A 21,163-nucleotide genomic window follows, 5' to 3' on the forward strand; every position below is an offset into this window, starting at 1 on the left:
AAGAATGAAAATTAAACTGACTTGAGTATTAAAAATTATCTAATAATGCAAAAACACCTGCAGACATTGTCTGCAGGTGTAATACCCTGTATTCCAAATATTAACGTTTGGAGAATTGGCTTGCTTTGCGGGCTTTTTTAAGACCGTATTTTTTACGTTCTTTCATACGTGGGTCACGAGTCAAGAAGCCAGCTTTTTTCAAAGATTGACGAAGTTCACCATCTACGTCCAATAACGCACGGGAAATACCGTGACGAATTGCACCAGCTTGACCGGAAGGACCGCCACCAGCTACAGTTGCGATAACATCATATTGTTCAACTGTGTTAGTCAAATTCAAAGGTTGTTTTACGATCAATTCCAAAGTTTGGCGACCGAAATAATCATTAAGTTCACGTTTATTAACAGTGATTTTACCTGTTCCCGGTACCAGACGAACTCTAGCAACGGAAGATTTTCTACGACCAGTGCCGTAATATTGTGCTACTGCCATTATATATTCCTCCCTCTAGATTATCGTACGGAAATTTCTAACACTTCTGGTTTTTGAGCTGCATGTGGATGCTCAGGACCAGCGTATACGTTTAATTTGCGGTATTGTTGTGCACCCAATTTATTTTTTGGAAGCATACCACGAACTGCCATTTCAACAACACGTTCAGGTTGTTTTTCAAGCATCATGGACAATTTAGTGAAACGGGAACCACCTGGGTAACCAGAGTGACGGAAGTATTCCTTTTGTTCCAATTTTTTACCAGTTACGCGAATTTTTTCAGCGTTTACAACGATCACATGGTCACCAGTGTCTACGTGTGGTGTGAAAGTTGGTTTATTTTTGCCCCGAAGAACTTTTGCAACTTCGGCAGCAAGGCGTCCTAAAGTTTTACCTTCAGCGTCAACAACATACCATTTCCGTTCGATTGTGTTCGGATTGGCCATATATGTAGTTTTCATGCTGCATATCCTCCTAATAACGTCATAATTCTACCAAAATCAGCTTGTCCTTTGCTTCCGGGGCTAATGGAAACACGACTAAAGCTTACTCAAAATAGTATACAGATTTTATGGGTTTGTGTCAATTAAAATTTAGTGGTTATATGCTGTCATCAAATTAATTTTTTAATATAGAATTACATTGCTGTATTACCTTATTCAATACGGTCTGATCAGTATTAAGAAGAAGTTTAACCCAATTATCACGCCAACTGCCTCCTAATTGAGCTTCTACTTTTATCTGTCCATATGATTTACATATAATATGGACATAATCATCCGAATCATCATAAGCAATACGAATGTCTCCATCTAATGTTATATATATTAATTTGAGTTGACTGATTAATTCTCTAAATTCATTTACAGTATAAACAAATGTACCTCAACCAGAAAAGTCTCCACTTTTGATATATACACTAAAAGCTATATACTCTTCCCAAGGCTCAACATCTGCAAAATATTTTTCTTCTAACTCAACACGTATAAAATCCATTAGTATCTCCTCTAAATAATAAAAATGAATAGTTCCCTTTATTATCTTTCATTAGCAGAAACCTACTTATATTACATATTACTTTATATTGTGCAGGAAATTTATATATTTATATAGAATTATGAATATATAATATTAGAAATTGATAAAAGTTTAGTTTAGATTTTGTAAAACAATACATATTATATCTGTACTTCTATAATCTAGGAGATGATAATATGAATCTAGAAAATAAGAACTCATTTTTCTTAAATAGTGCTCTATTTTTTTCGACAATGGGAAGCACAGCAACAACACTAGGCTTTATAACATATATATTTAATACCACCCACAGTCCCTTTAATACAGGGGCAGTTACGATAGCAACATTATTAGTTGGAATGTTATTAGGCCCATTTTTAGGGATACTGGTAAAAGAAAAAGGCTTAATGTGGTCTATGGTAGTTCCTGAAATAGTTTCGGGTTTTATATTATTAATTTTTGTTTTCATAGATAACCTTTATTTAGTATATATCATAGCTTTTCTTATAGGTTTTAATAATAAAATTTTAGGAATCGCTAGACTTTCTTTTATACCTAATATAACAAATGATCTAGTCAAATTTAATGCACTGCTCCGGTCTATTAATCGTTTTGCATTGATAAGTGGTTCCTTATTATTTAGCGTTATAATTAATTACTCTTTAACGATGGTGTTTGTTATTGATGCAATTACTTATATTATTTCAGCCTACCTACTTTATCGATTAAATAGAAATGTGAGAATACAATCACACTCAACTATCTCCCAAAAAACTATTAGACAAAGCATATATGACCGCATTCAACTTTTAATAAAAGGATATAAATTATTATTCCTAAATAAAAAAATTAATTTTATAGTTTATTTGGGTATATTAGCTAGAATATTTTATATGTGTATTCCAATTCTACTATTAATATTTATTAAAGATATCTTACATTTAACTGATAGTCAGTATGGATATACACAAACAATCTCTAGATTGGCATCATTCATTATTTTTGGACTTCTTGCTAAATATTTTACTATTAACTTAGCAACGAGTTTTAAAAAAGTTTTGTTCCCTCTTTTTATACTATATGGAGGAAGTATTTTTTGCATAGGCTATATAGAAACAATAGAACAACTTTATATTCTATATAGTATATCTGAAATATTATTATTTACAGCCGTTGTTTTAGTTCATGCATATATACAATCTATTTTTTCACAGGAAGAGTTAACATTAGCTAGCGGTTCTGTAAGTACAGGCTTCTCTATTGGATCAATATTATCAATAACTATATTTACAAACTTAGCAAATATATTACCGCTACATGATATATTTTTTATATGTGGACTGGGGATAATTATAAGCACAGTTATTATAATAGGCTATACTCGATTAAACCAAGAAAGATAGATTTTATGATAATTATTTGATTTACCCTTTTATAAATAATACACACATAATATATAAAAAATCCGCAGTGCGTTGCACTGCGGATTCTTGCGCCAAATTATTTGGAGTACAATTCGACGATAAGTGTTTCATTAACTTCGATAGGAAGTTCTTCACGTTGAGGAAGACGAGTGAAAGTAGCTTTGAAGCCTTCCAAGTCTTTTTCAATGTAAGGAAGTTCGAAAGAACGAAGTTCTTGGAAGTTAGTTTTGAACATTTCGTTATCACGAGATGCTTCGCGCAATTCGATTACATCGCCTGGTTTGCAGGAGAAGGAAGGAATGTCTACGCGACGACCGTTTACCAAGATGTGGCCATGGTTTACCATTTGACGAGCTTGACGAATGGAGTTACCGAAACCGATGCGATATACAAGGTTATCAAGGCGTTGTTCCAAAAGGATCAACATGTTTTGACCTGTAACACCTTGCATTTTTTTCGCTTTATCATAATAGCGTACGAACTGGCGTTCTAGCAAGTTGTAGTAAGCTTTAACTTTTTGTTTTTCTAATAATTGTGTGCCATACTCAGACATTTTCTTCTGACGTTGGTCTTTTTTGACGCGATTCAAGGCTTTTGCGTGACCGAATACGTTCACACCAAAGCGACGACAAAGTTTGAATCGAGCCTCTCTTCTCGTTGCCATGTGATTATCACCTCATAAGATTAAAATAAACCTGTACCTACACATAATGGTACCCAAGTATAATATCATTTTCATCTAGTTATGTCAATTATCGATACTTGTGAAAGTCATTGAAATAAGTGCATAATCACAATTTTAAATTACACTTTTTTACGATAATACGACGCACTATATCGATTGTGCATGTTTCATCATATTTTATAGATTTAGATGAAAAATCAATTATAGTATGCTACAATATGAATAAGTAAGGTAATAGGTATCATTGGAGTCTTATGTCTAAGTTGGGGGAATAACATGAAAGAGTTACCTACAATGCAAGAGCTACAAAGTTTTATTACCTATAATAAAACAGGAAGCTTTACATTAGCTGCACAATCTATGAATATTACACAATCAGCTTTCAGCGCTCAAATGAAAAAATTAGAGCGTTTAGTTGGTGTGAAATTAATCTCCCGTTCCACAAGAGGTAGCCGTTTAACACCAGAAGGTGAGTTATTCCTACCAGAAGCAGAACAAGTTCTCGACACATTGGAACGAGCTATCCAATCCATTCGTTTGGCTAGCAAGGTTGAACGCCCAATTCTAAACATTGGCGTATTACGTAGTCTTGGGGATATCCGTCTAAACGGTTACGTTTCCCACTTCTTCCAAAATCATCCTGAATTCTCTGTCAGCATTTACGATATGGAAGAAGAAGAATTGATGCTCGACTTGCGCGAAAACCGCATCGACATTGCATTACTCTATTTACCAAATAATAAGGATATGTCCGCATACGAATCCACCGCTCTTAGAGAAGACGAATTTGTATACTATGCACCAAACTTAGTGAACGGTATGGAAACAGCGAGTTTAAAAGCCATCCAGCAACAACCACTGCTCATGTATCCACCTAAATACTTTATGTATCGCACATTAAAAAACTATGTTGGGAACGGTCAACAAAACCTACATATCCGCGGTAGCCGTCTATCCAATCCATATACAATGATCGACTACTGTCAAAAGAATAAATCTGGTTGCATCGTAGCACGCCAAATTTTAAGTTCTTTAAACATCAATGATGGCTTTGTACCTTTAGAAAAACCATTCAAACTACAAGTGTGCTTCGCATTTAAGAAGAATAATTCTAAAACAGAAACTATGCATACCTTCATGGATTATGTACAAAGCGAATCACCACCACGTTTATAATAACGAATAGAACCCCGTATACCTTTTGGTGTACGGGGTTTTACTATAAACAACAAATGACCTATCTATACAAAACAATTGCTCTCTTTTATCCTAAGTTGTAGAATAGAGAATAGATTTCAATTAATACAGTAAGAATACAGTGAGGTTACTATGCTCTTATCTATTCTATTCTTTATATTAGCAGGACTTGCGGAAATCGGTGGCGGCTATCTCGTATGGCTCTATATGCGTGACGACAAAGGACCTATTTACCTAATCGCAGGTGCTTTTATTTTATTCTTATATGGCATCATCCCTACCTTCCAGCCAGAAGCTAGCTTTGGTAAGGTATATGCAGCATACGGCGGCGTATTCATTGCCCTCTCTATTCTATGGGGCTGGCTTGTGGACGGCTTGCGACCAGATATGTACGATATCATCGGCGGCCTTGTATGTCTCGTAGGTGTATATATCATCATGTATGCGCCACGTTAAATATGTAGTTTCCAGATGTGACTATAATAAAATTTATATTTTTAGATATAACAATAACTAACTATATATTTTTGAAAGTACAACCATAGCAACTATATATTTTTTTACATAAAACTATATAAGCATTACAACAAAAGGAGTACAACTATAACAGTTGTACTCCTTTATTTATCTACATGACCATATGTATTTTTTATACCCATATGTACTTTTTACATACTAAAAAACGGTCATCCGAAGATAACCGTTTGCTTTGGTGGACGATGACAGGATCGAACTGCCGACATCCTGCTTGTAAGGCAGGCGCTCTCCCAGCTGAGCTAATCGTCCATGTGGTGACCCGTCCGGGAATCTCTTAACCGCTTGACCAACGGGCCAATAAAAATGGCTCCTCGAGTAGGACTCGAACCTACGACCGATCGGTTAACAGCCGATTGCTCTACCGACTGAGCTATCGAGGAATGTGTATGGAGCGGGAAACGAGATTCGAACTCGCGACCCCCGCCTTGGCAAGGCGGTGCTCTACCGCTGAGCTATTCCCGCAAATGGTGGACGATGACAGGATCGAACTGCCGACATCCTGCTTGTAAGGCAGGCGCTCTCCCAGCTGAGCTAATCGTCCATATGTGGTGACCCGTCCGGGAATCGAACCCGGGATACCGCCGTGAAAGGGCGGTGTCTTAACCGCTTGACCAACGGGCCAGAAATGGTGACTCACCCGCGACTCGAACGCGGGACACCCTGATTAAAAGTCAGGTGCTCTGCCAACTGAGCTAGTGAGTCAAATGGCTCCTCGAGTAGGACTCGAACCTACGACCGATCGGTTAACAGCCGATTGCTCTACCGACTGAGCTATCGAGGAATGTATGGAGCGGGAAACGAGATTCGAACTCGCGACCCCCGCCTTGGCAAGGCGGTGCTCTACCGCTGAGCTATTCCCGCATACAGAACCGATAATTACTATAACATAATTATCAATCTGTCGTCAAGGATGAATTAAGTCCGTCCTGGCTGCCATATAATAATATCAATTTACACATATAGTGTCAATGGTTTTTCCATAAAATGCTAGTAAATATTGGTTTAAAGACCATCGTCCACACAAGAAAAAGGGAGATGGTACAATCCCCCTTTAAAACGGGTTATTCTTTATCCTTTTGTCTACCTTTACCTGCTCCATCTTCAGCTACGCTAACTTCGGCTTCGATGAACGTTTTCATGTCATTCAGCATATGCATCGATGCATCGATAATGGATAGTCCCATAGTTGAACCTAAGGCTTCATCGATTAGCAGTTTATAGTCTAAATAAGGCTTTACCCCTAAGAAGCGACATTGTTCCTTATGTATGGGCTCATCATGTATAGGCTCATCATAGGCAGCCGACGGAAACACATAGTCCTTAACTAGCGGTTCAATGGTAACCGCCGCTAAAACAGCTGCACCAGTTACTATATTATCAAAAACTACAGCCATGCGATGGCTAGCAGCTCCTAAGATAAAGGCCGTTAAAAATACAATATCTAAACCACCTGCTACGTGAAGCAAGTGCAATACCGCATCACGGCGCTCGCTTTCACTCAAAGTAGACCAATCCTCCACAGAAATATTAAATCGATCTACAAAAGAATGAATATGAGCAGCACGTTGCTCTACCGTAGGTCCATATTCATTATGAACGAGAATATCCTCATATGCACAACCTGTGATCGTCGCCGTCGTTACGAGAGAATCTAAGAAAGCTCTCTCCCCTACGTTACCAATCGCCACCACTTGTAGTCCATCTGCATGTAATTTGTCTGCATAGGTAAAACCTAGCTCAAGAGCACGCTCTAAGTCATCTCGAGAAATAACAGGTTCTACACCAAAGAAATGAGACCCTTTTCGAATCACCTGTTGCTCAATATTTGCTAAATCAGAAGTGTCTTGTTCTAGACCTACATTCACCACATGTACCGTAGCATTTAATTTAGCTGCAGCCCCTTGTGTAGCTGTTCTTCCCTCATTAAAGCGTTTTATAGCAGCATAACTTTCACTACCATGTTGATCATTTTGCGGTCCATCTACCAAGTGATCAGCTGCCACAACGAGCACACCTTGACGCAAATGATTTGGTTTAGGGTCTCCTAAAATTCCTGCAAAACGCTCCGCTATAGTTTCTAACGTAGCCAGGCTATAGATAGGCTTTGTCAAATTATCAATACGGAATCGACATGTTTCCATTGCTTGTGTATCTAACGGCTCAACTTTGAAAGTTCTCATTTATTACCTCCTGTAATGGCCATATACATATGCACCGCAAGATCTAGCATCCCCATTTGTATGGATCCACCAGAAGCCTCACCTAAACAAAGGCCTAAATCTACATAGGCTTCAAGGCCTAAATTTTCTAAGGAAGATTTGGCCGCTTTTTCAGCAGATAAATGTGAAGCCATCACATAATCCATCGCTTTTGGAGCCAATGTTTTAGCCACCAATGCACAAGCCGATGTATTAAATCCATCGATAATAACTAACCCATGATTTGCTGCAGCGCCTAAGATAACACCCACAATACAAGCAAATTCAAAACCGCCTACAGACGATAAAATACCAAGAGCATCATCCTTACTAATATCCTTATATTTTTCTAGCACATCATGAACGATCCGCTGTTTTAGTTTGAGTCGTTCATCGGAAATATTCGTTCCTCGTCCTGTCGCCTCTTCCGCGGTAAGTCCTGCAAACTTAGCCGTCATAAGAGCACTAGCTGTCGTATTCGATATGCCCATTTCGCCTACAAGAAACACATTAAAGCCTTCGTCGATTTTTTCTTTTACAAGTCGAATGCCCGTTTCGATACCTTCAATCGCTTGATCACGCGTCATGGCGGGCTCTTCTACAAAGTTTTTCGTTCCCATCCCAAGTTTATGACTACGAAGGCCTGGAACCCAACTCATATCCGCATCAATGCCCATATCGATAACTTCCATTTGAGCACCACAATAATTAGCTAGAGAATTAGCACCCGCCCCTTTAGGGATTAGATAATTTTGTGTCATTCCAACAGTTGTTTCCTTGGGATACGCACTGACACCCATATCAGCTACGCCATGATCCGCAGAAGCAATAATCATACATGGTTTTGGCACGGTTACCTGCTCTTGATTCGTAGCCGCCCCATATTGAGCCACAACATCTACAAGACGACCATATAGTTCCACCGGCGATTCTGCATTCCAGCTATTAAATATATGTTGTTCAATCTTTAAGCTGCGACCTGTAATAGCGCCACAAGTTTCTTGTAACAAACTCATAAAAGCTCCCTTAACATAATACTATTTACATACTCATAACGATATATAGTATACACGATTCTAGATATATGTCATGTTTTTTCAGTTACATTTACTCTCTTATAGGATACAAAACTACGTAATTTTAATTATCCTTGATTTGACCAGTTAAATACGGTAACTTTCCTCGAATCTCGCGACTTCGTTCAAGATAGATTTCTAATTCTTGACCGTCATCCTCTTGTAAAAGTATCTCTTTTACGCGTTGAATTTCTGCTTCAACTTGTGTGAGACCTTCGATGACATTACGACGATTTCCATAGATAATTTCACGCCACATAGATGGTAAGCCACCAGCCACACGTGTACAGTCTCTAAAGCCCCCTGCGGACAATTTCATACGCAATTCGCCCAATTCATCGCCTCCCGAAACTTGTGTTAAAATAGAGGCCAATAAGTGAGGCATATGACTAACCATAGCCAGATATGCATCGTGAGCATAAATATCGACAAACTCGATACGAGACCCTAAGGCACGACCCATGTCAGCTAATTCTTGAGCTACTTCTTCACTATATACATCAGATGCCTTATCTTCTAACACGATCCAGCCCATACCTTTGAATAGGTTTTTATGAGATACTTCATACCCACCCTTTTCGGATCCTGCCATAGGATGGACAGATACGAAAACGGTCCCCTTAGGAATCGATTCATAAACGGCTCGTACAAAATTTTCCTTCGCACTAGATACATCGGTTACGACTTGTCCCGGTCTAAATAGATGAGCCGTTTCAGTAAAAAGTCGTGCATTTGTATCAGGTGGCAAGGAGAACACAACGATATCTGAGTTCTTAATCAATGGCTCAACTTCAGTCCACGCAGCTTTTACCACACCATCTTGAATGGCCGCATCACAGACCTCTTGACGACGTGCATAGCCTACTACCTCATAATCTGTATATTCCTTTAAGGCCTTTGCCAAGGATCCACCTAATAGGCCTAAGCCAATAATGCCTACGGTCTTACTCATATAAACCTACTTTCAAGTAAAACTAGCAATGTCTATTCTCCAATATAATGCTAGTTATATTACATTATTATTTAGCTAATTGTAAATCAAAATTAGGGAGAATGAAATTAAGCTTCGATAAGATGCTTGTTTCTCCATTTACCGCTATACCAACGATATATAAACAATAAACCTCGCAAGATTTCATCAGCGGCCATGGCAATCCATATACCAACAAGGCCCCACCCCCAGTAAATACCAAATAGATACGATAATGGCACGGCGCATAACCACATGCCAAAGATTCCCACTAGCATAGGCGTACGAATATCACCGGCAGCCTGCAAGCAACCAACCATAACGATATTTATTGCACGTCCTAACTCAAGAAAGATCTCAACTAGTAATACATTATGTGCTAACTCTAGGATTTCCGGAGCCGAAGTAAACACAGATACAACAAAATCACTAGTCACATAGAAGAATGTAGCAAGACCTACGTTAATAGCAATCGCTAAATACATGGACTTCCATACACGACTAGTAACCTCCTCTTGGCGTTTAGCGCCCATTAGGAAACCTACGATAACTTGTGAAGCATTGGATAGCGCTATGGTGTATACATAACAAAGCATGGCGATAACAGATACATAAACTTTAGTATTAATAACTGCTAAGCCTAACATGTTGACCATTTTCATGATCGTAGTTTGAGATAATTGATAGCTCAATGTTTCTCCACCAGAAGGAACACTAATATGCAATAAAGATTTAACCGTATGCCACGGAAATGGTTTTAAGAATTTAAAGTTTACCTCTAAGGTTAATAATTTCTTAAAAGTATATCCAATAATCACGAGCCCTACGACTTTAGATAGCCATGTTGAAATAGAAACACCTAATACACCAAGGCTTGGTATTGGACCATGTCCAAAGATTAATACATAGTTTGTTAGAATATGAATGATATTCATCACAAGGGCAATGTACATGGTAACGCGTGTTAATGAGTGACCTCTAAATACGGCTACTAACGCATAATACATCGCTTGTATCGGTAGCCCTGCAGCAACGATAGTAGTATATATCGACGTATCACTCATCGTTTCTGGTGGTATACCTAGCCATGTAAAGATCCATTCATGGCAAGTAATAAAGAATACTGCCGCTATAGATGAAAAGAGAAAATTCATCATTAAGCTGACCGTACATACCTCTGATAGCTTGGACTGGTTTCTCGCTCCTAAATATTGGGCAATCAAAATCGTCGTAGCTGTACTCATGACGATGATGAGCATAATAAAGATATTTAAAATTTGATTGGCATTAGCTACCGCTGCTACCGCTTGAGGCGAGTAGTGACTCATCATCAATTGGTCTATATTACCTACTAGCATCTGTAGGAACACTTCAATAAATATAGGCCAGCTCAAAGTCCAGATAGATAGACTAATCCCCTTTTCGTATGCTTTCATAAAAACCTCTGCAATGAATACGATACAATTGCAATGAATATCATACAATGTCCTTATTATATCACGTTATATAACCACATGGGACAAATCGCAGAAAGCAATATACTAAATAGTTTTTCATAAAATAGTACATACAAAAAACGTGCCACCCGAAAGTGACACGTTTCTTTAATCAGCATCCTACCTAATGGGTACGATACTAATATTATTTAAATTGATTGCAAAGACTATCAAATAATGCTTGGTCAGGTTTTACAACATCTTCAGTCAATGGACGAGGATGTGGTCCGCCATTTGCTGCAGCCATTGCTTTTTCAAAGGAAGGTTTAGATGTATTTTGATAGATAAGGCCTGTAACCAAACCATCAGTATCACCCAAAGTTTTAAGCGCTGTTGCACGATCTGTTGGGTCATAACCTTCAGGCAATGCTACTAAATGTTCTTTGAACCAATCATAGCTATTGCGTTTGTTGTATGTAACACATGGGCTAAATACATTGATGAAGGAGAAGCCCTCATGATCCATAGCTTGTTGAATCAAATCAACGAGCTCTTTACGATTCACCATATAGCTTTGCGCTACAAATGTAGCACCTGCTGCAATCGCAGTTTCACAAACGGACAATGGAGACTCAAACGCACCATGAGGAGTTGTTTTTGTAACAAAACCGATGTCAGAACGAGGGGATGCTTGACCTTTAGTCAAACCATATACATGGTTATCCATTACTACATATGTCATGTTTACATTACGTTTAAAAGCATGAATGGTGTGACCCATACCGATAGCAAAGGCATCACCGTCACCGGAAAATGCAATAACTTCTAAGTCTTGGTTAGCAAGCTTAACGCCTTGCGCATAAGGAAGCGCACGGCCATGAGTTGTATGCGCACCATAAGCATAGAAATAGCCACCGATACGGCTAGAACAACCAATACCGGAAATTACGGCTAATTTTTCTGGTGGAATATTTTTCGCTACTACAGCATCAGTAATCGCCGCTTGAACCCCATAATGGCCACAGCCTGGACACCAGTTAGGACGAATATCATTTCTGTAATCTTTAGCTGTTGTCATATTATAGGACCTCCTTAATCGCATTTTTCACATAACTTTTTGTGAATGGATTACCATCGTATTTCAAGCAGCTAGAAATCTTATGTTTCTTATGCATGTTGATTTTAAATAAGTTAGCCAATTGACCAGTTTTATTGTGTTCTACAATAACTACTTTTTTCGCCGCATCAAAGAACGGTTGTAATTGCTTTGCTGGGAATGGTTTAATTAAGCGCAATTGTAAGTGATTAACTTTAACGCCTTCTTGATCAAATTCAGCAACAGCTTCTTCAATAGCACCACGGCTAGAAGCCATACCTACAACGAGTACATCTGCTTCGTCGTATTTAGCATTATTCAAGAATGGTTCATAGTTATCAGCTACAGTTTCCAATTTGCGGAAACGTTTATCAGTTTGCGCTACGTGCATTGTAGGCGCTTCTGCTGGTTTACCTTCTTCATTATGCTCTAAACCTGTGGAAAGGAATAGACCATTTTTCATGCCTGGAATTGTACGCGGAGAAATGCCATCTTCAGTCAATTCAAAGCGTTTGAAGTAGTTAGGTTGTACCAATTCAGGAAGCTCAGCTTCTTTCATCATTTTACCGCGATTAATAGGTACGCGGTTCAAATCGAAAGAAGGAACGGATTGTTTATTCAAACCTTGTTGTAAGTCAGGCATAAAGATAACTGGACATTGGTACATTTCTGCCAAGTTGAAAGCTTTTTGAATTTCATAGAAACATTCTTCAATAGATGTTGGAGAAATTACGATACCAGAGTAGTCGCCATGTGCATTGTAGCAAGCTGCATCAATATCGGATTGTTCAACTTTTGTAGCCATACCAGTGGATGGGCCAGAACGTTGAACGTCGATAACAACCATTGGCAATTCAGCCATGGAAGCCATAGACAAGGATTCTGCCATCAAGGAAAGGCCTGGACCAGAAGTACATGTAAAGCCACGAACACCTGCGTATACACCACCCATAGCTGTCATACATGCTGCGATTTCGTCTTCTGTTTGAACAACAGTTGAGCCCAACTTATCCATAGTTTTAATCATGTATTCCATAACTTCGGATGCTGGCGTAATAGGATATGATGCCATGAAACGGGAGCCTGCTGCAATAGCACCAAGAGCACATGCTTCGTTACCTAATAAGAACATTTGATCTTTCTTACCAGGCGCTGGCAATGTATCGATCTCAACATCGCCTAACTTTTCCATTACAAGGCTATGACCATCATCGAAAGCAGCCAAGTTTTTATCTATAATCTCTTGGGATTTCTTTGCAAATTTCTCAGTAATAGCATCTTTAAACATCTTAGTATCAAAGCCAAGAAGCGCTACGGACATTCCAAGTGCTACGATATTACGCATCAACAAGGATCCTTGTTTCATTGCTGTTTCAGAGATAGGCAAAGATAAGCAATTAATCTTTGTACCTTCAAATTTAGAAAAGTCTGGATTAACTTTACTATCACAGATGATATATCCACCATCACGTACTTCGGAACCGTGCATATCAACGGTTTCTTGATCAAGGGAAAGCAAGAAGTCTACCCCTTCACCAATGGACATAATTTGTTCCAATGCTACGCGCAATGCGAATGTAGTATGACCACCTTTGATGCGAGATGCAAATAAACGTTGGCTATACAAAGAGTAGCCTTCTTTAGCAAGGATTGTGGCCATAATTTCGCCGCAACTCTCGATACCTTCACCTTGTTGGCCGCCCATTTTCCAGATAAAATCTTTACGTTTTTGCAAGAGATTCACCCTCCTTAGGATAAAAATTACACTGCTGACAAGAGTCTACCTTACTATGTTAATGTTTTATAGTACGAACCTGTCTTATATCGTCATTGTATCATGTATATTTTAGGTTTACAATGTATCATTTCACATAATAATAGGTATAAATTAAGGTATTATAACTAAAAATTATAAGAGAAAAAGGATACCACTTTTTAAGTAGTATCCTTTTAGTATTTATGCTTATCGTTTTATATTCAGACGGCAAAAAAGAGTCTATATAAAATTATATAGAATATTTATTCTCGAATCATCTAAAATATTTATTTCGTAACACCTCTTGTTGTCGCTCCTCAGTGAAGAATATTTCTTCTAAACATAAACCCTGAGCAGGTGCAGTTTTCCCTATAACACGGCGGTCCTTAGCTACTAAGTACCCTTTAATGTCCTCCACCTTACGGCGACCAAGTCCGACATCTACGAGTAATCCCGCAATATTACGCACCATATGGTATAAGAACCCATCACCGACCACAGAAATCGTTACGTGAGCCCCCTTTGCCTCAACATGGATTCCCAGGATTGTTTTTACAGGATCCGCATGGGTTGAATTCGTTCCCTTTAGGGTTGTAAAGTCATGCGTACCTACTAGTTCATTACCTGCAGCCTGCATCCGATCAATATCTAAGGGCTTTTTCACATTCCAATGATACCGCTGCGTCAAAGGATCTGCAATGAGCTGATTATGAATCGTATATACATACTCTTTACCGTATATATTCCACCGTGGCTTCCAATCTAGCGGAATTTCTTCCGCTTCTAGAACGACTATATCCTTAGGAATATGAGCTATCATAGCACGAGGAATATTTTCTACTGGTATAGTGCCCGACGTTTGAAATGTACAAACTTGAAATTTAGCATGCACCCCCGCATCAGTACGAGAGGCACCATAAATTTGAATGGGTTCATTACAAATACGTGATAAACCATATTCCAAACAACCTTGTACCGTTAACCCCTTATCATTAGGTTGCTTTTGATAACCTGCTAAATCTGTACCATCATAAGCCACTATGATCCGTATATTTCTCATAAATCTAACCACCACAATGCGACAAGTACAATAGTTACCAAAACAACAGCGCCAACACCAATATAATCGACATAAGTAACTTGTAATTCCTTCATACGCGTACGGTTGACACCACCTCTATAGCAACGCGCTTCCATAGCGATAGCTAATTCATCGGCCCGTCGAAACGCACTGATAAATAATGGCACTAAAAGTGGCACCATGTTTTTCGCTCGTTGAATAATAGAGCCTGTCACAAAGTCTGCACCACGAGCAGATTGTGCTTTCATAATACGATCTGTCTCATCCAATAAGGTAGGAATGAAACGCAACGCAATAGTCATCATCATGGCTAGTTCATGAGCAGGAACACCTATGCGACGGAACGGATTGAGCAAGTGCTCGATGCCATCAGTTAAGCGAATCGGTGATGTGGTATAGGTCAACAATGAAGAGAACAAGATTAAGAAGATTAATCGTGCCGCCATTTGAAGGCCCATTGCCACGCCATGATCTGTAATATTAATAATTCCCCATTGGAAAATTGGATTACCTGGCGTCGTAAAAATATGAATACCCATGGTAAATACGATGATAATCCAAAGCGGTTTAATGGCAGACCACATCAGGCGTAATGGCAAACGCGATAATAGCATTGCAAAGATGGTGAAACCACCTACTATGCCATAGGCTAGTGGAGAATTTGCCAAGAAGATAGCCACTACGAAGATGGTAGTAGCAATAATCTTTGCTCGCGGATCCATGCGATGCAAGAAGGAATTCCCTGGGAAGTATTGACCAATAGTAATGTTATTTAACATGGCTACCTCCCTCTAGAATTGCTTGTACCGCATCATCTACAGACAGTACGCGATTAGACACATCAAGGCCTTGTTCACGCAAATATTCCATGGTAACAGACACTGGTGGAACATCTACACCGACAGCCTGTAACTCATCACGATGATTATTAAAGATGTCCATCGGTTCACCATCGAGGACGACACGACCTTTATCGAGTACTACAAGACGGGAAGCCATGCGAGAAATATCTTCCATATTGTGAGATACAAGAATTACAGTTATACCCTTTTCCTTATGAAGGCGAATGATTTCTTCAAAGATTTCTTCCCGACCAAATGGATCAAGTCCGGCAGACGGTTCATCAAGCACCAGGAAGTCTGGGTTCATAGCCACTACACCAGCAATAGCAACGCGGCGCATTTGACCACCAGATAAATGAAAGGGAGATCGTTCTGCATATATATCGTAATCGAGCCCTACGAACTTCATCGCATCTCGCACACGCTCGTCTACGTCATCAGCACTAAGCCCTAAATTTTTAGGACCAAAGGCGATATCCTGAGCAATGGTTTCTTCAAACAATTGGTGCTCTGGGTATTGGAATACCATACCAACCTTATGGCGCATTTTTTTAGCTTCCTCTGTGGAGGCGCTAATATCTACACCATTGACCGTAACGGTACCAGTTGTAGGATGTAATAGACCATTTAGATGCTGTACAAAGGTAGATTTACCGGAGCCAGTATGACCGATAACACCTAAAAACTCCCCATTTTCAATGGTAAGAGATACACCACGAAGTGCAGTCTTTTCAAAAGGAGTACCCATGCCGTAAGTATATGTAATATTATCTAATACGATCGCCATTAGTGGGTTCCCTCCCCTCTTGGAGCATCTGTTGAGTGTATAGCGGATAATTGCTTGCCTAACTTTGAGCCTTTAAGGCCCTTTGCTAACTCTTCATTATTAATGATACTCTTACCCACTTCATAACCTTTAGCATTCAATTTGAAAGCAATCTCAGAGGCTACCGGTACATCGAGGCCCAGCCCTTTTAAAGTATCTACATGGCTAAAAATTTCACGAGGCGTACCATCATGTAATTTCACACCATTTTTCATCACCACAACTCGGTCTGCCGTAACAGCTTCCTCCATGAAGTGCGTGATATATACAATCGTAATGCCCTCTTCCTTATTGAGCTTGTGAACCGTTTCAAGCACTTCGCGGCGACCTTTTGGATCGAGCATCGCTGTTGGTTCATCAAGAACGATACAATCAGGCTTCATCGCTAATACACCTGCGATAGCAATACGTTGTTTTTGTCCGCCCGATAATAAATGGGGACCATGTTCTCTATATTCGGTCATATTAACAGCGGCTAACGCTGCATCGACACGTTGTCTAATTTCTGCACTAGGAATACCTAAGTTTTCTGGACCAAAGGCAACGTCCTCCTCTACAACGGCCGCTACGATTTGGTTATCAGGATTTTGGAATACCATTCCTACATGTTGGCGAATATTCCAAATATGCGCTTCATCCCGCGTATCAAAGCCACATACATTGATATGACCTTCACTAGGTTGTAATAACACATTAAAATGCTTGGCAAGCGTACTTTTACCACTGCCATTAGTGCCAATGATACAAACAAATTCACCACGCTTAATGGATAGATTCACATCATCCAAGGCACGTACATCATTGCCGTTTTCATCAGTATAAATATGACTCATATGATTGACCTCAATCATAATGTCTTGTTCATTCATGGATAACCTCATATCTTTCTAGTCAATTTCGTTTCTATGAAAGTAGAACCATTTGCATCATCTATCATACTCATGTTGTGCATAATCCCCATATTTCAATTTATCCTATTTAATAGAACTTGAATTTAATAATGTCTTAGATATTATGCAAAAGGTTGACAATACATATTCATCCTTTACGATAACTGCTAACATATTACGATATTATACTAGTCGATTGTACCATAAAATTGACAATAAAAAAACGGTGCTGCAACATAAGTTACAACACCGTATGAGTTTGATTAAACTAACTCGATAATAGCCAAAGGTGCAGCGTCACCTTTGCGAAGACCAGTTTTGATTACACGAGTGTAACCACCTTGACGGTCTGCATATTTTGGAGCAATTGTATCAAACAATTTTTTTACTACACTTTCATCCATGAGGTATGCAAGAACTTGGCGACGTGCATGAAGATCACCACGTTTAGCCAAAGTTACCATTTGATCAGCTAAAGAACGAAGTTCTTTCGCTTTAGCTTCAGTCGTTTCAATACGCTCATATTGGAAGAAAGATGTTAACATGCTACGGAACAACGCTTTACGAGCGGAGCTGTCGCGGCCTAATTTTCTGTACATTCGTCTTCCTCCTTATTCGCCTTTTTGTTTAAGTTGAAAACCACCTGGATGATTATTGAGTTTTTCCTCAATTTCATCGATAGATTTTTTACCTAAGTTGCGAACTTTTCCTAAGTCATCAATGGTTTTGTCTAGCAAGTCTGCAATTGTATTAATGCCAGCACGTTTCAAGCAGTTATACGCACGAACAGAGAGTTCCAACTCATCGATGGAAATCTTTGCTGGGCCGTCATCTACAGCTGGTTCTTCATTATCGGAACCTACTGGATCTATAACGATACCGCCTTCACCAGTGTTTACATCTACAACATCTGCAGAATGCGCTAATTTAGTGAAGTTCCCTAAATAACCAATCATAATGGCAGCAGATTTTGCCACTGCATCAGCAGCAGTAATGGAGCCATCAGTCCAAACTTCTAATGTAAGTTTGTCGAAGTCCATTTCATTGCCTACACGAACATCACTCACTTCGTATTTAGCACGAAGAATTGGAGAGAAGATGGAATCGATTGGAATACAACCAATAACATCAGTATCTTTTTTATTCTTCGTTGAAGGAACATAGCCTTTACCTCGTTCGATTACTACGTCCATTACGAGATGAGCTGTCTCATCCATTGTCGCAATCACGAGTTCAGGATTCAATACTTCTACCTCTGGTGGGAATTGTTCAGCCAAATCAGCAGCTGTCAATATTCCATCCTTTTGGAAGTCAAAATGAACTTCCAAAGGTAATTGTGCTTCTTCTTCAACTTTGATGCACAATTGCTTTAAGTTAAGGATGATATCCGTAACGTCTTCGCGAATACCAGGAATAGTAGAGAATTCATGAAGAACTCCATCAATTTTGATAGAGGTGATAGCTGCCCCATCCAAGGATGAAAGCAAAATTCTGCGTAAGCTATTACCGAGAGTGATACCATAACCACGATCTAATGGTTCACATACGAACTTACCATAACGACCGCCATCGGCGATGTCCACTTTCTCGATTTTAAGTTTCTTTTCTTCGCTCATCAGGAACATCCTCCTATATAACACACGTTCATAGTTAATTATAGCACCGTATCATATCGGTCGCTATAAATTATACACGACGGCGTTTTGGAGGGCGACAACCATTGTGAGGAATTGGAGTTACGTCTTTAATGGAAGTAACTTCAAGACCTGCAGCTTGTAAAGCACGGATTGCAGCTTCACGGCCGGATCCAGGACCTTTTACGAATACTTCAACAGTGCGAAGGCCATGTTCCATTGCAGCTTTAGCAGCTTGTTCAGCAGCCATTTGAGCAGCAAATGGAGTGGATTTACGAGAACCACGGAAGCCCAAGCCACCAGCGGAAGCCCAAGACAACGCATTACCGTTTGTATCTGTCAAAGTTACGATAGTGTTATTGAATGTAGAACGAATATGAGCCGCACCGGATTCAATATGTTTCTTTTCTTTTCTTTTAGTTCTAACAACTTTTTTAGCCACGCTTTATCCCTCCTTTATCTTATTTCTTTTTACCAGCAATTGCTTTTCTAGGACCTTTGCGAGTACGTGCATTCGTTTTAGTACGTTGACCACGAAGTGGTAAACCCATACGATGACGTTTGCCTCGATAGGAGTTGATTTCAATTAAGCGTTTAATGTTAAGAGCTTCTTCACGACGAAGGTCACCTTCTACTTTGTAATCAGCATCTAACAATTCACGGATTTTCGCTACTTCATCTTCAGAAAGATCGCGAACGCGTGTGTCAGGATTGATGCCAGTTTTAGCAATAATTTCAGATGCTAAAGTCGGACCAATACCATAAATATAAGTTAAACCAATTTCCACTCGTTTATCACGAGGTAAATCTACACCGGCGATACGTGCCATCTAATCATCCACCTCCTATCAGATTATCCTTGTTTTTGTTTATGTTTTGGATTTTCGCAAATAACCATTACACGGCCTTTGCGTTTAATGATTTTACATTTTTCGCATATCTTTTTAACTGATGGTTGAACCTTCATTAGTACCTCCTTTGTGGACCCTATGCTTATTTAAAGCGATAGGTGATGCGACCACGATTTAAGTCATACGGTGTCAGTTCCATAGTAACTTTATCACCAGGAAGAATACGGATAAAATTCATACGCATTTTACCTGACACATGAGCCAATACGATATGACCATTTTCCAATTCAACTTGGAACATGGCATTCGGTAATGCCTCAACGACCGTACCTTCCACCTCAATAACGTCTTCTTTTGACATATCTTTTCCTCCGGTTACCTGTTTATTTAATTAACCGCGGTTCTTCCCGCATAGTTAATATTTCAGGGCCGTTTTCTGTAACAACCACTGTATGTTCGAAATGAGCAGCAGGTTTACCATCTACTGTAACTGCTGTCCAGTCATCCCCTAATACACGAACACGGTGAGTACCTAATGTAATCATCGGTTCAATACACAATACCATACCTGGTTTCATAAGAGGTCCTTGATCAGGACTACCATAGTTTGGTATTTGCGGATCTTCATGCATTTCGCGGCCTAAACCATGACCTACGAAGTCGCGTACGACACCGTAACCATGTTTCTCACAATACGTTTGAACAGCGTGACCGATAGCACCAATACGGTTACCGACTTTCACTTGTTCAATTCCCTTGAACAGACTTTCCTCTGTAACTTTTAACAATTTCATCACATCGGGTTTGACGTGACCGATAGGAATCGTCACAGCCGAATCGCCGTGATATCCATCAATAGATGATACGAGATCAATACTGAGGACATCGCCGTTTTTAAGCTTACGCTTAGCGCTCGGAATACCATGAACGACTTCTTCGTTAATAGAAGCACAGATTGTAGCGGGGAATCCATAGTACCCTTTACAACTTGGTATACCACCGTGGCTGCGAATATATTCTTCGGCAATTGTATCTAACTCAAGCGTCGTGATGCCAGGTTTAGCCTTTTTTACTAACAAGGACAACGTGTCTGCTGTAAGCTTACTTGCCTTGCGGATACATTCAATCTCATGGGGCGATTTTAAAATAATCAT

The 21,163-nt window shown here is 39.4% G+C and carries 23 protein-coding genes, 8 tRNA genes and 1 pseudogene; 3 read left to right on the plus strand and 29 right to left on the minus strand.

The features are described 5' to 3' along the window. Window positions 1–100: 100 nt before the first annotated feature. The 3 genes and pseudogenes from rpsI to E6X37_RS10420 all read right to left on the minus strand — a co-directional run bounded on the left by rpsI (window position 101) and on the right by E6X37_RS10420 (window position 1,489). On the minus strand, window positions 101–493 hold the full coding sequence (gene rpsI / locus E6X37_RS09375; protein WP_004695188.1) for a 30S ribosomal protein S9: 393 nt from the start codon (window positions 491–493) through the stop codon (window positions 101–103). 20 nt (window positions 494–513) lie between these two features. Then, on the minus strand, window positions 514–954 hold the full coding sequence (rplM, locus tag E6X37_RS09380) for a 50S ribosomal protein L13 (protein ID WP_004695186.1): 441 nt from the start codon (window positions 952–954) through the stop codon (window positions 514–516). Between the two features lie 157 nt (window positions 955–1,111). Then, window positions 1,112–1,489: pseudogene (locus tag E6X37_RS10420) on the minus strand (WapI family immunity protein). A 218-nt stretch (window positions 1,490–1,707) separates the two neighbouring features. Here E6X37_RS10420 and E6X37_RS09385 point away from each other — a divergent pair. Continuing rightward, window positions 1,708–2,913: an MFS transporter gene (locus E6X37_RS09385; RefSeq protein ID WP_024061821.1), complete on the plus strand. Its 1,206-nt coding sequence runs from the start codon at window positions 1,708–1,710 to the stop codon at window positions 2,911–2,913. 97 nt (window positions 2,914–3,010) lie between these two features. Here the strand turns inward: E6X37_RS09385 and rpsD are convergent, their stop codons facing one another. After that, window positions 3,011–3,598: a 30S ribosomal protein S4 gene (gene rpsD / locus E6X37_RS09390; protein WP_004695181.1), complete on the minus strand. Its 588-nt coding sequence runs from the start codon at window positions 3,596–3,598 to the stop codon at window positions 3,011–3,013. Between the two features lie 297 nt (window positions 3,599–3,895). On the opposite strand from rpsD, the gene E6X37_RS09395 reads away from it, so the two are divergent. Both E6X37_RS09395 and E6X37_RS09400 read left to right on the plus strand, forming a co-directional pair. Further along, window positions 3,896–4,795 (plus strand): LysR family transcriptional regulator, encoded by a 900-nt coding sequence (locus E6X37_RS09395; protein WP_004695178.1) that lies wholly within the window; start codon window positions 3,896–3,898, stop codon window positions 4,793–4,795. A 153-nt stretch (window positions 4,796–4,948) separates the two neighbouring features. Further along, on the plus strand, window positions 4,949–5,272 hold the full coding sequence (locus E6X37_RS09400) for a YnfA family protein (RefSeq protein WP_004695177.1): 324 nt from the start codon (window positions 4,949–4,951) through the stop codon (window positions 5,270–5,272). Between the two features lie 254 nt (window positions 5,273–5,526). Here the strand turns inward: E6X37_RS09400 and E6X37_RS09405 are convergent. The 25 genes from E6X37_RS09405 to map all read right to left on the minus strand — a co-directional run bounded on the left by E6X37_RS09405 (window position 5,527) and on the right by map (window position 21,163). Then, window positions 5,527–5,602: transfer RNA gene (locus tag E6X37_RS09405), tRNA-Val, on the minus strand. Window positions 5,603–5,657: 55 nt separating this feature from the next. Continuing rightward, window positions 5,658–5,733, minus strand: a tRNA-Asn gene (locus E6X37_RS09410). Between the two features lie 7 nt (window positions 5,734–5,740). Then, window positions 5,741–5,815: transfer RNA gene (locus E6X37_RS09415), tRNA-Gly, on the minus strand. A gap of 3 nt (window positions 5,816–5,818) precedes the next feature. After that, window positions 5,819–5,894, minus strand: a tRNA-Val gene (locus tag E6X37_RS09420). A gap of 5 nt (window positions 5,895–5,899) precedes the next feature. Next, window positions 5,900–5,974: transfer RNA gene (locus E6X37_RS09425), tRNA-Glu, on the minus strand. Window positions 5,975–5,979: 5 nt separating this feature from the next. Continuing rightward, window positions 5,980–6,055, minus strand: a tRNA-Lys gene (locus tag E6X37_RS09430). A gap of 3 nt (window positions 6,056–6,058) precedes the next feature. Next, window positions 6,059–6,134 (minus strand) — tRNA-Asn (locus E6X37_RS09435). 5 nt (window positions 6,135–6,139) lie between these two features. Then, window positions 6,140–6,214 (minus strand) — tRNA-Gly (locus E6X37_RS09440). A 200-nt stretch (window positions 6,215–6,414) separates the two neighbouring features. Continuing rightward, complete coding sequence (locus E6X37_RS09445) at window positions 6,415–7,533, minus strand: nicotinate-nucleotide--dimethylbenzimidazole phosphoribosyltransferase (protein ID WP_215676340.1); 1,119 nt, start codon at window positions 7,531–7,533, stop codon at window positions 6,415–6,417. Further along, window positions 7,530–8,567, minus strand: coding sequence for a nicotinate-nucleotide--dimethylbenzimidazole phosphoribosyltransferase (locus E6X37_RS09450; protein ID WP_215676339.1), 1,038 nt, complete (start codon window positions 8,565–8,567; stop codon window positions 7,530–7,532). The genes E6X37_RS09445 and E6X37_RS09450 overlap by 4 nt, the downstream gene beginning before the upstream one ends. A 124-nt stretch (window positions 8,568–8,691) precedes the next feature. After that, a complete protein-coding gene (locus E6X37_RS09455; RefSeq protein WP_008714958.1) occupies window positions 8,692–9,579 on the minus strand; it encodes a prephenate dehydrogenase in 888 nt (295 codons plus the stop codon). A gap of 107 nt (window positions 9,580–9,686) precedes the next feature. Then, window positions 9,687–11,033 (minus strand): MATE family efflux transporter, encoded by a 1,347-nt coding sequence (locus E6X37_RS09460; RefSeq protein ID WP_058948081.1) that lies wholly within the window; start codon window positions 11,031–11,033, stop codon window positions 9,687–9,689. Window positions 11,034–11,238: 205 nt separating this feature from the next. Further along, window positions 11,239–12,111 (minus strand): 2-oxoacid:ferredoxin oxidoreductase subunit beta, encoded by an 873-nt coding sequence (locus E6X37_RS09465; protein ID WP_008602530.1) that lies wholly within the window; start codon window positions 12,109–12,111, stop codon window positions 11,239–11,241. A gap of 1 nt (window position 12,112) precedes the next feature. Further along, window positions 12,113–13,864, minus strand: coding sequence for a 2-oxoacid:acceptor oxidoreductase subunit alpha (locus E6X37_RS09470; RefSeq protein WP_004698101.1), 1,752 nt, complete (start codon window positions 13,862–13,864; stop codon window positions 12,113–12,115). Between the two features lie 295 nt (window positions 13,865–14,159). Further along, window positions 14,160–14,945 carry a tRNA pseudouridine(38-40) synthase TruA gene (gene truA, locus E6X37_RS09475; protein ID WP_316689760.1) on the minus strand — a complete coding sequence of 262 codons (786 nt, stop codon included), beginning with the start codon at window positions 14,943–14,945 and terminating at the stop codon, window positions 14,160–14,162. Then, complete coding sequence (locus E6X37_RS09480) at window positions 14,942–15,745, minus strand: energy-coupling factor transporter transmembrane component T family protein (protein ID WP_008602525.1); 804 nt, start codon at window positions 15,743–15,745, stop codon at window positions 14,942–14,944. Before E6X37_RS09480 ends, truA begins: the two co-directional genes overlap by 4 nt. Next, entirely contained in the window at window positions 15,735–16,595 is an 861-nt protein-coding gene (locus E6X37_RS09485; RefSeq protein WP_215676337.1) for an energy-coupling factor transporter ATPase, read from the minus strand. The genes E6X37_RS09480 and E6X37_RS09485 overlap by 11 nt, the downstream gene beginning before the upstream one ends. Next, on the minus strand, window positions 16,595–17,503 hold the full coding sequence (locus E6X37_RS09490) for an energy-coupling factor transporter ATPase (RefSeq protein WP_004695158.1): 909 nt from the start codon (window positions 17,501–17,503) through the stop codon (window positions 16,595–16,597). The genes E6X37_RS09485 and E6X37_RS09490 overlap by 1 nt, the downstream gene beginning before the upstream one ends. A 284-nt stretch (window positions 17,504–17,787) precedes the next feature. Further along, on the minus strand, window positions 17,788–18,123 hold the full coding sequence (gene rplQ, locus E6X37_RS09495) for a 50S ribosomal protein L17 (RefSeq protein ID WP_004695155.1): 336 nt from the start codon (window positions 18,121–18,123) through the stop codon (window positions 17,788–17,790). A gap of 12 nt (window positions 18,124–18,135) precedes the next feature. Beyond that, on the minus strand, window positions 18,136–19,140 hold the full coding sequence (locus tag E6X37_RS09500; protein WP_004695153.1) for a DNA-directed RNA polymerase subunit alpha: 1,005 nt from the start codon (window positions 19,138–19,140) through the stop codon (window positions 18,136–18,138). 70 nt (window positions 19,141–19,210) lie between these two features. Next, window positions 19,211–19,600: a 30S ribosomal protein S11 gene (gene rpsK, locus E6X37_RS09505; RefSeq protein WP_004695151.1), complete on the minus strand. Its 390-nt coding sequence runs from the start codon at window positions 19,598–19,600 to the stop codon at window positions 19,211–19,213. A 19-nt stretch (window positions 19,601–19,619) separates the two neighbouring features. Next, window positions 19,620–19,988, minus strand: coding sequence for a 30S ribosomal protein S13 (gene rpsM, locus E6X37_RS09510; RefSeq protein WP_004695149.1), 369 nt, complete (start codon window positions 19,986–19,988; stop codon window positions 19,620–19,622). A gap of 23 nt (window positions 19,989–20,011) precedes the next feature. Further along, entirely contained in the window at window positions 20,012–20,125 is a 114-nt protein-coding gene (gene rpmJ, locus E6X37_RS09515; RefSeq protein ID WP_004695148.1) for a 50S ribosomal protein L36, read from the minus strand. Window positions 20,126–20,151: 26 nt separating this feature from the next. Next, on the minus strand, window positions 20,152–20,370 hold the full coding sequence (gene infA, locus E6X37_RS09520; RefSeq protein WP_004695147.1) for a translation initiation factor IF-1: 219 nt from the start codon (window positions 20,368–20,370) through the stop codon (window positions 20,152–20,154). Between the two features lie 22 nt (window positions 20,371–20,392). Further along, window positions 20,393–21,163 carry a type I methionyl aminopeptidase gene (gene map / locus E6X37_RS09525; protein ID WP_004695146.1) on the minus strand — a complete coding sequence of 257 codons (771 nt, stop codon included), beginning with the start codon at window positions 21,161–21,163 and terminating at the stop codon, window positions 20,393–20,395.

It is taken from the genome of Veillonella parvula, from assembly GCF_032550495.1.
Classification (GTDB): domain Bacteria; phylum Bacillota; class Negativicutes; order Veillonellales; family Veillonellaceae; genus Veillonella; species Veillonella parvula_G.